Origin of the sequence: Caballeronia sp. DA-9, from assembly GCF_051615025.1 — a bacterium.
Taxonomy (GTDB): domain Bacteria; phylum Pseudomonadota; class Gammaproteobacteria; order Burkholderiales; family Burkholderiaceae; genus Caballeronia; species Caballeronia sordidicola.
In genome coordinates this window covers 1,831,982-1,845,877 of sequence record NZ_CP195133.1, presented here as the reverse complement: position 1 = coordinate 1,845,877, position 13,896 = coordinate 1,831,982, and the positions used below count along the sequence as shown (strand labels likewise).

Below are 13,896 nucleotides of genomic sequence, written 5' to 3'. Positions count from 1 at the left end.
AAATCGCACAGTGGAGAAGGAAGCGCTTAGTATTCCTCTCAGGGCAACCGCCCGACTTTCATGCGCCAACTGTGAGACTTCAAATGAATCGATCTATCGCCGAAAAACGCGCCGTATTTCGTACCCTTCATGAAGAAGGCTGTTTCGTGATCCCCAATCCCTGGGACGTTGGCAGCGCGCGGTATCTGCAAAGCCTCGGATTCAAGGCGCTGGCGACCACGAGTTCCGGCTTCGCATGGTCGCAGGGACACGCGGACAACACCGTCGCGCGCGACCTGATCCTGACGCATCTGCGGGACATGGTTGCATCGACCGACTTGCCGGTCAACGCGGACTTCGAAAGCGGCTATGCCACCGATGCCAACGGCGTCGCCGAAAGCGTACGCCTGGCAATCGAGACAGGCGTGGCCGGATTGTCGATCGAAGATTCGACGGGCAATGCCGACCAGCCGCTATACAGCATCGACGTTGCGGTCGAGCGATTGCGGGCTGCGCGAAGGGCGATCGACGCAGCAGGCGGGGACACCTTGCTCGTGGGCCGCGCGGAGAATTTCATCGCCGGGCGGCCGGATCTGGCGGATGCTATCGCGAGATTAAAAGCGTATTCGGACGCGGGCGCGGATTGCTTGTATGCGCCGGGAATCAGCACGCATGAACAGATTGCGGCCGTAGTCGCGGCGGTTGCGCCAAAGCCGGTCAATCTGCTGGTTGGGTCTGCGAGCGAGTTGACCGTGGACGAGATCGCGGCCCTCGGCGTGCGGCGCGTGAGCGTGGGAGGCGCGCTGGCGCGCGCGGCATGGGGAGGTTTCATGCGTGCAGCCGAGTTGCTGGCAGAAGGGCGTTTCGATGGGTTTGAGGGCGCGGCGCCCGGCAAGACGCTGAACGCACAATTTGGCGGCTGAGCACGCGCTCGCATGAAAACAGCACGTTCGCTTCACGCTGAAGCGAACTCGCCTTGCCATTTCTATCTCACGGTTTCGCGCCTCGTCCACCCGTTCAAACCCGCGCAAACGAGCAGCAGGGCCGCAGTCACAAAAAACACAGCGCGCAAGCTGACATGTGCGCCAATCTGGCCGCCAATCAACGGACCAATGACCTGTCCGCTGAATTGAGCGGACTGCAGGAATCCGAGGGTCTTGCCCGAGTTGTGATCGGCAACTGCATGCCGCACTTCCTTCGCAATCGATGGAAGCAATCCGGCAAGCGACATGCCCATCAGGCCGCGAAGAATGGCAAGCTGCCACCATTGAGTGACAAACGCCTGCGGCACGAGGACCACGGCCGTTGCGGCCAGACATCCAATGATTACCCTGGCGCTTCCAATCCGGTCAGCGAGGGCGCCAAGCCGTGCGGCGGTCAGCATGCTGCCGAACGCCGAGGCCGCCATCACAATGCCTGCCATGCGTGAAACGTGATCTCCGGCCACGCCGAGTTCTTCGATGAAGACGGTAATGATCGGTTCTATCGACATGTTTGCCAGCAACACCATCATTGCCGTCACGAGCAACACGGCGATCACCCCGCGATTGACGGATGGCAACGACGCCACGCCCGGGTTGGTCCTTTTCCTTGTGTCGATGGCGCGATCGAAGTTCTCCCGGACCACGAAGATGGTGAGAATGGCAGCGACCGCAATGATCACGCCGCCTACGAAGAACGTTCCGCGGATGCCAACCCATGTAGGCAGAAAGCCGCCGACCAGCGGCCCTACGAGATTGCCGGCGAGCGCGCCTGTAGACAGCACGCCGAGCGCCCATCCTGAACGTTCGCGCGGGACCTGTGTGCCGACCATGACTATGGACGCGGATGCGTAGCCGCCAATCAATCCGGCCATCAAACGCAGCACGACAAGCTCGGTCAGGTTATGAGCCAGGCCGATCAAGGACATCACGACAGCCATGCCGAGCGCCGCGCGCACCAGCATTGGCTTGCGCCCGTACCGGTCGGCAAGACGGCCCCAGAGCGGTGCCGTAACCGCAGTGCCAAAAAACGTCGCGCCAAAGGCGACGCCCGACCACTGCACTATTGCCGATGGCGTTCGCACGCCCAGCTGCTCGACGTATAGCGGAAGGAACGGCAACAACATACTCAGGCTCAGCAGGGTCGTGAAGGATCCGAACACGCAGACGAAAAGATTGCGCCGCCAATAAGGCGCGTTGCGCTCGGCATAGCTGAGTACGCCGGCTGCTTGCTGATTCATGGAAACCTCGATTGTCCGTAGGAGCGTTGATCAGTGACCGTGAAACGAAGTACGTGGCTTGCATATTATCTCTATTTGGGAATAACATGTTTACATCGTTCTCTATAAGAGATTTTAAGTGGACCATACGACTCTCGACATTTTTTGTGTCGTTGCCGCCGAACTCAGCGTGACCCGCGCGGCCAAGCGGCTTGGCCGGGTGCAATCGAACGTCACGACGCGAATCCAGCAGTTGGAAGAAGAGCTGGGTGTTGCGCTGTTTCGGCGCGATGGCAATCGGCTGACGCTAAGTGCCGAAGGCGAACGCTTTCTCGGCTATGCGAACCGCATGCTCGCGCTTGCCGACGAAGCGCGGCAGGTGCTCGCCCCGCAAGCACCGTCGGGCACGCTCAGGATCGGCACCATGGAAAGTACGGCGGCGGCTCGTTTGCCCGGCCCGCTTGCAGCGCTTCACGTCCAGTATCCGGAGGTCCAGCTCCGGATTTCGACGGCGCCTTCCAGGCAGTTGCTTGAACAAGTTAGCACTGGTCTCATCGATTGCGCGTTCGCGGCGTTGCCGCCTTGTGGCGACATGACATCGGCATCGGATCTGGAGGCTGCGGGACTTCACGGCGAACCGGTCTTTCGCGAAGAGATACTGCTCGTGCTGCCGCCCGGACATGGCGCGGTTCGCCGGGGCGAGGACGTTGCCGTGCGTTCGCTTGCCGCATTCGCGCAGGGCTGCAGTTATCGCGTGCTCGCCGAAGAGTGGCTCGGGCAGGGCGCATCGCCACTCGACATCCAGGAGGTCGGTTCGTATCACAGCATGCTCGCATGCGTAGCGGCGGGGGGATGCGTGTCGCTCGTACCGCGCAGCGTGCTCGAGCTGCTGCGCGAACCACCGAAGTTCCGCACACACGTCGTCGCGAAAGTGGATACGTGGCTGGTCTATCGAAGTGGATATCAGACCGCTGCATACAACGCACTGCGCGAGGCGCTTACGCCATTCATGCCGAAGCTTCGGACCACCAAAGGGGCATTGTCATGAGCACGATCCGGCAGGTTTCATCGACTGCAGGCCAGGGTATGGCCGCGCTGGTTGCCGCGCTCGTCATGGCGGTTGGAATGGGATTCGGACGGTTTGCTTTTACAGGCATCTACCCGGTCATGGTCAGCGATGCAGTGCTTACCGTGCATCAGGGAACGCTCGCCGCTTCCGCCAACTATGCCGGTTATCTGGCTGGGGCATTGCTGACTGCGGCCGTTCATCCGCGGCACTCGCGCAGGTTGTGCATGCTTGCGCTTGTGGGCATCGCGGTTTGTCTCGGTGTGACGGCGTTGTTGAATGCGCCCTGGTTGATCATCGCCATGCGCGGGATGACTGGCGCTGTCAGCGCGGTCACCATGGTGGCGGCTTCTCTCTGGCTCTTGCAGCATCGCGGTCACACACGCGGCGCGCCCATGCTCTATGCAGGCGTGGGCATCGGCATTGTGCTGTCGTCCGAAATGCTGGTCGCCGGCCGTGCTTCCGGCCTGCATAGCGCTGGACTTTGGTGGGTATTGGCTGCCGGTGCGGTGGTCCTCGGGGCAGTTGCGCTACCCGGTCTCGATGCACGTCCGGTCCACGACACGCAAACGCGTGCTGCGTTACACGGCCACGAGTCCTTTCCCGCGCTTGGCGCGAAACCGCTGATAGCGCTCTATGGACTTGCCGGCTTCGGCTACATCATCACAGCAACCTATCTGCCGCTCTTCGTCAGGGACGCGATTGGTTCAATCGATCCAATCCAGGTCTGGGCACTGTTTGGTCTGGGCGCCATACCGTCGTGCTTTGTATGGCACGCGGTCCACATGCGGCTTGGCACGAGGCGGGCACTGTTTCTGAATCTAGCGCTGCAGGCGGTGGGCGTCGTCTTGCCGGTGCTGGCTGCGAACCCCATCGGGTATCTTGGCAGTGCATTGATCGTAGGCGGGACGTTCATGGGCACCGCGACCATTGCGATGCTGGCCGCGCGTCGCGTCGCGCACACCATGCGCATCAGCATTCTTGCAATGATGACCGCGTGCTTCGGCGTTGGGCAGATAGTCGGACCGCTTGTCGCCAATGCAATGTATACATCGCATCATTCGTTCGCAACGTCGCTTGAGACGGCGGCGGCAGCGCTCGCCGTGGCGGCGTTGTTATGCGTGCGTCCGAATATTTCGCGTGGCTGAGATCAGGGCAGATGATGCGGAGTTTCGCGCAAGACCTTGGGCATTTAGCTGCCCCAAGGCCGAAGTGCAGGGTAGTAATGCATGACTCAGTGCCGGGGCGCTACTCAGGAAGTCATTAATCGAGAGCAGGCGATTCTTGTGCCAACGGCGTAGCTATCCCACGATGCGTTTCGTCCTCCTTATCGGCTTTAACTTCTCCGTGGTCGGAACGAACCCGCCCAAGCAGAGCAAAGACCAGGACGGCAGCAATCAGGGTCAGGATGATCGCGACCCAAAGAAGCTGCTTGAACGCAAGGTCATAGGCGAGAAGCAGGTGTGCATGATCGAAGTCCGAAAGGATCGATCCGGCTTTCGCCAGCGTTCCGGCAGCAAGCTGCGCTGCACCTGACGCCAGCGTGTCCGGATTCTGATCGGGCCTGATTCCTGTCAGGGTTTGGCGCGCAAAAAATGCCAGCAACGAACCTACGATAGCCATGGCCGTGCTATCAATCGAAACGCGCAAGGCGCCGAAGATACCAACAGCCATACCGGCTTTGTCGCTGGGAACGACACTGACGGCGAGGTTATCCATCAATCCCCATGGGATGGCAGCACCCAGCCCGATCAAAACCAGATCCATGCGCATCAGGACGCCATGATCTCCGAGTGGCACCTGAGTGAATAAAAAGAGGCCCGCGACCGAGATGAGCATGCCCAGACCCGAAAGGATGCCGACCGGAACAAATCGGGTAAGCATCGCCGAAAAGAACGGAATAAAGAGCAGGGGCGCCGAGAAATAAAGCATCAGGATGCCAGCATCGAGTGCATTGAGTCCTTCAATCCCGATGAACCGCAGCGGCAGAATAACCAGCAGCGCAATATATGAATACGCGGTCGCAAGCGGCAGAAGTTGTGCGCCCAGGAAGCGCGGATATCGAAAAAGGCTGAGATCGAGCATGGGATTCAAGACTCTCATCTCGATCACGACAAAGAGGGCCAGCACCAGAGCGCTCGCCAGAAAGAGTCCCAGGACGAGCGGACTCGTCCATCCATGCACTGGGGCTTCAACCACTGCGAAGGTGAAGAGCGTCAACATGAGGGTGAAGGTGCCGGCTCCTGCCCAGTCAAGACCATGCGCCGAAGGATTCTTGCTGTCCGTCATGAAGAAAATGCACAGGACCAGCGCAATACCACTGATAAGCGCACTGCTGAGAAAGACCGCATGCCAACTGAAAGAAGCGATCAGGATACCGGCCAGAGTCGGGCCAAAGGCCAGGCCTGCGCCAAACGCGATTCCTATAAGGCTGAAAATCCTGACGCGTGCGGGACCTTCGAATTCCTGGGCCAGCATTGATACGCCGCCGGCATAAGCGCACGCCGCCGCAAGACCATGCGGGACGCGAAGGAAATCGAGCCACAAGACGCTTGGGGCGAGCGGCATCAGAAGCGAAACGACCGTCATGACCAGCATGCCGATGAAGAAGATTTTCTTGCGCCCATAGTGATCGGCAAGCGCGCCGGCCACCATCAAGGTGCTGCCGCAGGCGAGCATGAACGCGTTGGTGATCCAGGAAAGCGCAACGGTGCCTCCCGCAAGGTCTCGACCGATGAATGTCTGAGCGGCAGGTCCCGCGGAAAGACTCAAAGGCAAGCTGATGCAGGCCAAAATCACCGCAATGAGAACAAGGGTTTTGGCTCGTTTTGACGAGGGCGCCGTTGGAGAAGCATGCGTGGTGCGCTGGAGCATCGATAAGATTCCCTAGGGTTCATGCAATACAGGAGCGGCGCGACGGGTTTCTCCCGTTCCTGCGAGTGCGTCAATCGTAGGGATGTCAACGTCGTGGATAAAGGAAGGCAATGCGAATTCATCTGTCGGGAAACGCGAATAATGGGACTGGCTGCGTGGACAGACGATTATTGGCCGGTCAAGTTCGCACACGTAAAAAAGTGATTCTTGGCACCTAGGGCGTGGTGTTGCGAAGGTCTGTTCTTCGACTCTTCCTTTATTTATAAGGTCGAAGTTATCCACAGGCGCAGAGTATTTGTCGAAGTGCTGTTGCGCTAACGAAGAGCACCCCAGCGTTGCGCGCCCAAGCGCGTAGTGACGCAACACCCGTGGCTCATCGCCGACACGACATGCTTGGTGGTTGTTGCGTTCACGCATATTGATCCCCGGCTGCTCTGGTCCCGAGTCGCCACAGCATGTCGATGTTTTTCAGATATGTGGCGACGTCCTCGGGTGCCGCGTGGATGATTGAATGTAGCGAGCTATCAATGCTGTTCACTTCCGCCGTCCACGGATCCTCAAGGCTCGTGCAAACGCTCTCAACATCGTCACGATAACGCTGCAAAGTCGGCTCATCCCACGCGTCTATGACGGCCGGCGCCAGGAGTATCGAGAGCACACCTTTTCGTTCCCCGATGAATCGAACCGGAGCCAGCAGGCCACCAAGGTAAAGGATCAGAATCGCATCGATGATCCGCTCGTCGTGGTCCTCATCCCAGACAATAGCGAAGTCAAGAAACGTGGCGCTCTGGAGCGGATTCAACAGCTCATCGTGCCACGTCGGTACTCGCAGAACGGAGTAGTGACTTCCCCGGCCGAGATGGCCCACGGGACGAGTTTCATCATGCAGCGTCTGGAAGAACGGGCAGTAGGACATGTGACACTCCTTTCGGGAGAGGGCGGCGCCAGCCGCGAGGCTCAGCCATTTCGTGGCAAAGCGTTCGACAACCGTTAGCATACCGCTATAGCGCTAGACCAAGAACTCAGCGTCGCTTCTTCGCCGGGCCACGGGCCGGCTCGACGCGAGAGTCCGGGGACATCGCAGACACTGCCGCCTCCGGCAGCGCACCAAGCTCGGCGAGTTTGTCTCGTGCTTCCCGATACGGCTCGTAGAACTTCGCCCACGTGCTGAAGCCACCCAGTTCACCAACGGCGCGTAGCATGGCGAGGTGCGATGCCGTCAGCAACTCAACGGTCGACTCGAGCTCTGCGATCCGGATATTCTTGTCGGCTAGTGATGTTGCCGTGTCTGCGCCGGACCGTTTCGCAACGCGAGCGCGCCAGCGCCGATACTCCGCCTGACGCTGCTGATATTCAGCGAGCAACTTGCTTCGTGGCTCACTGCGCGTGATAGATGATGCGGCATTGATGGACGGGTGCAGTCGGGCGACGGCGCGTGCCGTAATGTCTGCGTCATCGGCCAGCAACGTTTCGAGGATCTCGCGCATTTCGTTGTCGTTGGACGGTGCAATCTCGTTCGGTTTAGTCATCAAGTACTCCACGTTCCCGGGGCTGTGACAGGTCCGGGCCATCAGGGAAGGGACGTTCTCCTGGTGGCGTCGTGAGGAGCTTCTGTACGCCGGCCAAGCGCTTTTCTGCGTGGTCAAGCTGGTTTTGCCAGCCGATGCTGGTTGATGGTCTAGCCTTGATCGACTCAAGGGCAAGCTTGAACTTGCCCTCGAGCCGGATCAGGTTCTGCCGGTTCTCCGGCAGGTCGGTGGCCGACAGATGGCGGCAGTCCGCGAAGCACTCGAGATGTTTGGGGCAGGGATCGACCGTAAATGAATTCAGGCAATGCCCATACGGTGTGACATGGAAACCGTCCGCTTCGGCGCGCAGGTACTCGTACGCGGCAGTGTCGCCCTCTGTTGCCTGGATGCGCCGGAACGCGTCCACGATCGGGCCATTGGCCTTGCCGCCCTTGATGAGCCTGGCAACCGTGCTGGCTTTTTCACCGAGCATGATCTCGATGTCCTGGGGGATCTCGATCTGGTCCAAATCTTCTGCGAGGCTGCGATGGTCGTACTCGTAACTCTGTGCGACGCTGCGCCGGTTGAAGCGCTTCGAGATGATGGTGTCGGCGACGCCCAGCCGGAACAGCTCGGTGTTTTGCAGATGACGCAGCATGTGCGACTCGATCTTCAAGGCACGGTCTTCGTCGGTCTGTCCGTATTTTTCGAACAGCGACGGCAGGTCCTTCGAGTCGCCGAGCGCCTGTCCGATGAACGTAGGATCAGGCCGGTTGACCGCCATGTAGCGGGTCACGTCGCAAACGCCGTCGTTGCGCTCCTCGGCGAGCGAGCGCTTGGGCTGAACGAACAGAAACTCCCACGGTTGCACCACGCCGACCGCAAGCGGCAGCGGTGTTATATCAGAGACCTTCGTCGGGGTCGCCGAACGGATATGCTCCTCAAGCTCGCCGATGTTCAGATAGCTGTCATGCCATCCCGCACGCTGTCGGTCCCCGATGGCCCTACCGTCAGCACGGCGGACGCGAAGGGTAGTGTGTCCGTCCCGCATTTTCTTTAGTAGTCTGCTTCCGAACTTGTAGACCGCCATATCAAGTCCGACCGGACCGTGCAGATACCGTTCCGTCTGGTGACGATACAACTCAATCAGCACCTCCGGATCGAATTCCTGCCGGTAGCGCTCAATGAACGGTTCCCGTTTGATGTCCAGCCAGAACGGGTTACCCATCAACCGCGTATAGATTTCGATGATGGGCACGAGGCCGTCGCTCGGGTACCACGGAAGCAGACGCCCTGTCTCGCATTGCAGCTTCAGCGTCGCGCGTAGCGGATCTGTGAGCTTCGCGATGTGGTCAAGCGTCTCAGTCAGCAGAGCCCGGAACATGTCGGGAACAGGCTGGGTGTTTTCACGCAGGAAGCGGCTGTCCGACTCGTCGTCCTGCTGCTTTTCCGCGAAGTGCCGGGCCATCAGCGACGTTGAGATTCCACCGGCTTCGCCGGCAGGCCGCCCCTTTGAGTCCAGATACGTCCGCTCGCGCTTCCAGTCGACCGGCAACAGGGCAGCTTCGCCCGCACGCATGCCAGTCACGATCATTGTCCGCACGGCGGCGAACCGCAGATCGTCCATGAACGTCCGCGGGCTCTCGGTCATCACGATCCGGGTCAGTTCCCAGAACGCCCGGCGTTCGGGTAGCCGCTCCTTGCGCTTGCGTGCCTCCAGGTCGGCGCGCAACTCGTCCTGCGACCAGGTATGTTTCGCCTTGATCACGCTTTTCGTACGCATGCGCGCACTGTCTAGCGACGGATACAACTGCCCCACATCGCAGAGGTGCTGGGCATCAAGAATCACCTTGACGATACCGGCGACCAGATCGCCAAGCTTGCCGCTGGCCTGTATCGCTGCTCCAATGCGGATCGCGATACGGAGATCATCAACGGTTAGCTGCCAAGGATCCTTTTCCACGCATGTTGCAACCACCCGGAGCGGGCGCGCGATGTGTTGCATGACATGTCCGGTGGTGTTCCGTTTGAACAGTAACTGTTCGGTAACGGATGCCTTGATCAGGTCCTGCCAGGCCGGCGAGAGAGGGCGCCGGGGCAGTGGCGCCAGGCCCTGCTCAGCGCGCTCCGCATTGATGATCGCGAGCGCCTTCGCATCAGGTCCGAGATCTCGCAGGTAATGGGTCGGTGGCGGTACGTCGCCGGCAATGACAGTAAGATTCCAGCCGACGCCGTCGCATGCGGCGCCTGTTTCGTCGAGAGGCATGTCCCATGACAGGCCTTTCTCATGGGCCAGCGCTTTGCCCAGATCGATGAACGCGGAGTAGTGTGGATTCATCGATTCTCGCCTTCCAGTTCCTCGATGACCGACTGTATTTCAGCGATCGTGCGCTGCAGTTGCAGGTAGGCTGGCGAGCTGGTGTCGCCGCGAGAACTCTGATCGAAGAACACCACTACTTCACGCATGGCGGCTAGCACGTGCTCATGCATCGCCTTATCGTGCAAGGGCATGAACTTCCTGCATCCATAGCACGACGTGACCGGGTTGTAAGGGCAGGCAGGTTGCCCCGAAGAACATCCGCCGATACCTGCAATCGGAATGCCGTGAGGCACACCAGCGATCTGTTGCTCACCTTTAAGAAGGGTGAGCTCTTCCGGGGAGATGAACCGGTCGTGTGCAATTTTCGCCACGCGTCGGTATATGTCCGATGCGCCGAGTGCACGGTTGACGCGCTCCGCGTGAGTGGCAGATGTTTCGTAGTAAACGAGCCCGGTCCGCACATTGGAATGGCCCATGAATTCGGCGAGCTCCTCGTGACTGGCACCGGCGTCAACGAGTCGTTGGGCCGCTGTATGTCGCAGGTCCATGGCCGTACCGAGATCATCAGAACCGATCAGTTTCCTCACCAGCGTGGCAATGCGCGCTCCCGCTTCGTAGTTCGATTGAACAGCAAAGAAACGAGCGGCACCAGCAGCTCCTTCAGCTTGCCGGTGACCATTAAACGCAACGATGATCGGAGCCCATTCTCGCTTGACCCGGCGCGTGAGTGGCTTTCTTTTTGAGGTACTTTTCTGCTTGGCCATATGGAAGGTCAAATGCACCGTCGGCGGACCATCCGGCGCATCCTGCCAGATACGCACATTTCTCATGCTCAGCATCGCGATCTGGATCGGACGCATGGCAAACTGATAGGCACACAGCAACATGCCGGCGTCGCAGAGGTCCTCGTGTGCTGGAGGTGCGCTCACGGACGACGTGAGAGCTGAAACCGTTTCGTCCAGATGCCTCACGATCGCTGCTTCTTCGTCGACCGATAGAAAGACATCTCCAGAATGCACTCCAGCGTGCGAATCTGTTGCAGGACCAGGCAGGGAAGAGCGTATAAATTCTTCATACGTCGGAGACCAGCCGCAAAGTCGGTGGGCACACAGCAGCCGCAGCAGTGTTTTGCCGAAGCGGTACGCATCCTGAGGCAAGTCGCGAGCGCGCATGACGGCCCATTCACGACCGATTTTGTGCGGGCCGGCGTCGACCAGCCTTTCGACTTCGGGAACCGAGAAGTGCATCGCTCCACTGGCTGCCTTGAAGGCGGAAACGACATGAAGTCCTTTGCCTAGCAGAAACAAGAAGAGCTGCTTCACCAGCATGCCATATGCGCCTGGACAACGATCGAAGTCCAGCCTGTGCAGCCGCCCATATATCAACAGTTCGAATACCACAGTGTCCGCGGGCGAAGTGATCGAGCGGGTAGCGTCATCAAATTCGTCGTAGTAGCGGATGATGGGAGGAAGCGCTGGAAGTCGCGAGACCACGTCGGCGATCAGATCTCCGGCCTTGCGAGCGACATCCGCAACGCCGATGCTGCGGGGCACTTGCATGGTCAGAGCCCTTTCGGGATGGCGCGTAGCAACGCTACCTGGTCATCGAAACTGTCATTCCACACGTCCGCTAGCCGGTCCTCGAACACAGCCCGCGCGTAGCGTGAGGGCATCAACGATTTCTTTGACCATCCGAAGAACGCTCGCATCTTCTGCAGTGCCTCATCCATCGCGTCACCGCTATCCAGCAGTTGATGTAAGCGCACGACAGCGCTTGTGTGACGCAGGTCATGCGGCATAACGGAATCCTTGCCACAGCGATCGCTCAATTCACGACGTACCGGCTCCGGCAACACATTCGAGACTTCGCGAAACGCTTTTGTCAGCGATTCAGTCGCGAGCGGGTTGCCAAGATATGAATTAAGCAGGAAGGGGTGGCTCGGGCGGCCGCGATAGTTTTCAACGTAGGTCTGGACCAGCTGAGCCGTTAGCCCACTGACAGGAATCTGTCGGACAGAATGGACTGTTTTGATGCTTGGCTTCGAGTACCGCGAGTCGATCGTCTCATCGGCTTCGCCGTCCTCATATTCGTTCTCCTGCACATTGAGCCAATAACGCGGTGTTTGCCTTTTCTTGTCAAAGCCGGACTTTACACAGTCGGCTGTAAGCAGCAGCAACTCGCCACGCCGCAGTCCTTGATGCAACATCAGCACGAAGGCGATGTAAATGCGCCAGCGGGTCTTCGCACGCGTGAACGGATTCCCACTCGACTCCGGGTCCAGCAGATCGTAAAGCGCCTCCACGACGGATGCTGGCAATGAGCGGACGGTTTCAACCTGACTGGTTTTCCGCACATGCAATTGGCTGTATAAGGTCGAAAGCCTGTGCAAGCGCGCCTCGATGGCTCGCAGGCGATCATCCGGAATTCGGCTCTTGGAACGCCATGTCACCACGTCCGTCACAAACCCGAGGCCGGCATGCCAGCGCAGCTCGTCGGCTCGGGTGGCTCGCGGCCGATTCCGGATCGAGACAAACCACGACTCAAGAACGTCGGCCAGCGCGCCATCATCGACGCCAGCAAGCGCATCGTCGAGACCGTTTGGTCCCAGAATCCGGTCCGCGTGCTGGTAAAGGTCCTCGATGTACCGAAGCTTGCCAGTTTGGGTCGATTCGGCCAGATGGCCCATCGACATGATCAGCCAGACGTTGGCCCAATATCGTGGAATTGCAGACTCACCGACCAGGGTGACGCTTCTCAGTTGGCCCGGAACCAGCGAATCCGATAACTGGAGGAAAGTCATCGATCGACGCAACGGTAAAAAGGTGCCAAATGATATGAAGCTGTTGCGTCGAATCCATGACAGCGAGGCGAAATCCGCAACACTTCTTTAGATACCACTGAAGTTGATAATTTATGTTATGTCAACTTAGTTAGCAGAAGCCGCGATTCAGCCGCAACCAGCTCCCGCCCCGCGAACTACACAATTTGACGTCCGTGCGAAGCTCCGATTACTGACGCCACCCGGCGCCAGCTCAACCAGGAGCAACACATGCACGACGCAACGCACGAAGTTCGAGCGGCAACGCTCGCAAGCCCATCGTTCATGCCGCTTTCGCCGGCCGCGCAAACCACAGCGTCGCAAAATATCCAACGCGAGGCGCGCTTGCCGTTCACGGTTCGCGTGGTCGCCGACGACGAGGCTCTCGAACGCGCTCTGAAAATGCGGCAGGCGGCGTATCAACGGCACGTTCCCGATTTCGCCCGAACGATGGACCAGCCGGAACCCTACGACCGCGAACCTGGCGGCCTGATCTTTCTCGCGGAGGCGAAACTCAACGGCGCACCCGTCGGCACCATGCGAATCCAGAGCAACCGGTATCGCAGGCTCTCGCTCCAGACATCGGTGGACCTGCCTGACTGGGTCTCCGGCAAACTGGTCGGCGCAACACGGCTCGGGGTCGAGGCCGGCGCTGCCGGACGCATGGTTAAAACTGCGCTATTTAAAGCGTTCTATTTATACTGCATGCTTGAGAAAATCGAATGGATGGTGATTGCCGCGCGAACGCCGCTCGATCGCCAATACGCCGCAATGCTTTTTCGCGACGTTTTCGGCGAGAAGGAGTTTATTCCGCTTGCCCACGCCAACAACATCCCGCACCGTGTCATGGCTTTCGAAGTAGCCACGGCGCAGCAGCGTTGGCATGAAGCGCGTCATCCACTTTATGATTTCATGGTGGCGACACATCATCCGGATATCGATCTGAGCGCAGCGCCCTCTCTGAACTGGCCCCCAGCAGCAGGTTCAGCAAGTGCTATCAATACTCCAAGCAGCTTGCCGCCTCAGCAAAGGCAAACAGCGAACGGCTCTGCGGGCACTGGCGAGGCGTTGCACTACTAACCGGCATTCACAGGTACATGCCGCGCCGAAAGGCGTGGCATTGCCGTCGAA

At 59.3% G+C, this 13,896-nt stretch carries 11 protein-coding genes; 4 read left to right on the top strand and 7 right to left on the bottom strand.

Going from position 1 to position 13,896, the window contains the following annotated elements:
• The first annotated feature begins 83 nt into the window (after positions 1 to 83).
• Positions 84 to 902 carry an isocitrate lyase/PEP mutase family protein gene (locus ACRWA7_RS24715; RefSeq protein WP_438396665.1) on the top strand — a complete coding sequence of 273 codons (819 nt, stop codon included), beginning with the start codon at positions 84 to 86 and terminating at the stop codon, positions 900 to 902.
• A gap of 62 nt (positions 903 to 964) precedes the next feature.
• Here the strand turns inward: ACRWA7_RS24715 and ACRWA7_RS24710 are convergent, their stop codons facing one another.
• Positions 965 to 2,200: an MFS transporter gene (locus ACRWA7_RS24710; RefSeq protein WP_438396664.1), complete on the bottom strand. Its 1,236-nt coding sequence runs from the start codon at positions 2,198 to 2,200 to the stop codon at positions 965 to 967.
• Positions 2,201 to 2,318: 118 nt separating this feature from the next.
• Here ACRWA7_RS24710 and ACRWA7_RS24705 point away from each other — a divergent pair, with 118 nt between their 5' ends.
• Both ACRWA7_RS24705 and ACRWA7_RS24700 read left to right on the top strand, forming a co-directional pair.
• Entirely contained in the window at positions 2,319 to 3,227 is a 909-nt protein-coding gene (locus tag ACRWA7_RS24705; protein ID WP_438396662.1) for a LysR family transcriptional regulator, read from the top strand.
• A complete protein-coding gene (locus tag ACRWA7_RS24700) occupies positions 3,224 to 4,393 on the top strand; it encodes a YbfB/YjiJ family MFS transporter (protein WP_063493218.1) in 1,170 nt (389 codons plus the stop codon). Before ACRWA7_RS24705 ends, ACRWA7_RS24700 begins: the two co-directional genes overlap by 4 nt.
• A 115-nt stretch (positions 4,394 to 4,508) precedes the next feature.
• Here ACRWA7_RS24700 and ACRWA7_RS24695 read toward each other — a convergent pair whose 3' ends face one another.
• From ACRWA7_RS24695 to ACRWA7_RS24670, 6 genes are all read right to left on the bottom strand, one after another.
• Positions 4,509 to 6,119 (bottom strand): MFS transporter, encoded by a 1,611-nt coding sequence (locus ACRWA7_RS24695; RefSeq protein WP_438396660.1) that lies wholly within the window; start codon positions 6,117 to 6,119, stop codon positions 4,509 to 4,511.
• A 409-nt stretch (positions 6,120 to 6,528) separates the two neighbouring features.
• A complete protein-coding gene (locus ACRWA7_RS24690) occupies positions 6,529 to 7,035 on the bottom strand; it encodes a hypothetical protein (RefSeq protein ID WP_438392298.1) in 507 nt (168 codons plus the stop codon).
• Between the two features lie 106 nt (positions 7,036 to 7,141).
• Positions 7,142 to 7,648: a hypothetical protein gene (locus ACRWA7_RS24685; RefSeq protein WP_438392299.1), complete on the bottom strand. Its 507-nt coding sequence runs from the start codon at positions 7,646 to 7,648 to the stop codon at positions 7,142 to 7,144.
• The gene (locus ACRWA7_RS24680) at positions 7,641 to 9,965 is read right to left on the bottom strand and encodes a hypothetical protein (protein ID WP_438392300.1); all 2,325 of its coding nucleotides are present in this window, start codon (positions 9,963 to 9,965) and stop codon (positions 7,641 to 7,643) included. The genes ACRWA7_RS24685 and ACRWA7_RS24680 overlap by 8 nt, the downstream gene beginning before the upstream one ends.
• Positions 9,962 to 11,506, bottom strand: coding sequence for a site-specific integrase (locus ACRWA7_RS24675; protein WP_438392301.1), 1,545 nt, complete (start codon positions 11,504 to 11,506; stop codon positions 9,962 to 9,964). Before ACRWA7_RS24675 ends, ACRWA7_RS24680 begins: the two co-directional genes overlap by 4 nt.
• A 2-nt stretch (positions 11,507 to 11,508) precedes the next feature.
• Entirely contained in the window at positions 11,509 to 12,747 is a 1,239-nt protein-coding gene (locus tag ACRWA7_RS24670; protein ID WP_438392302.1) for a site-specific integrase, read from the bottom strand.
• Positions 12,748 to 12,996: 249 nt separating this feature from the next.
• Here ACRWA7_RS24670 and ACRWA7_RS24665 point away from each other — a divergent pair, with 249 nt between their 5' ends.
• Positions 12,997 to 13,845 carry an N-acyl amino acid synthase FeeM domain-containing protein gene (locus ACRWA7_RS24665; protein ID WP_438396658.1) on the top strand — a complete coding sequence of 283 codons (849 nt, stop codon included), beginning with the start codon at positions 12,997 to 12,999 and terminating at the stop codon, positions 13,843 to 13,845.
• Positions 13,846 to 13,896: the final 51 nt, after the last annotated feature.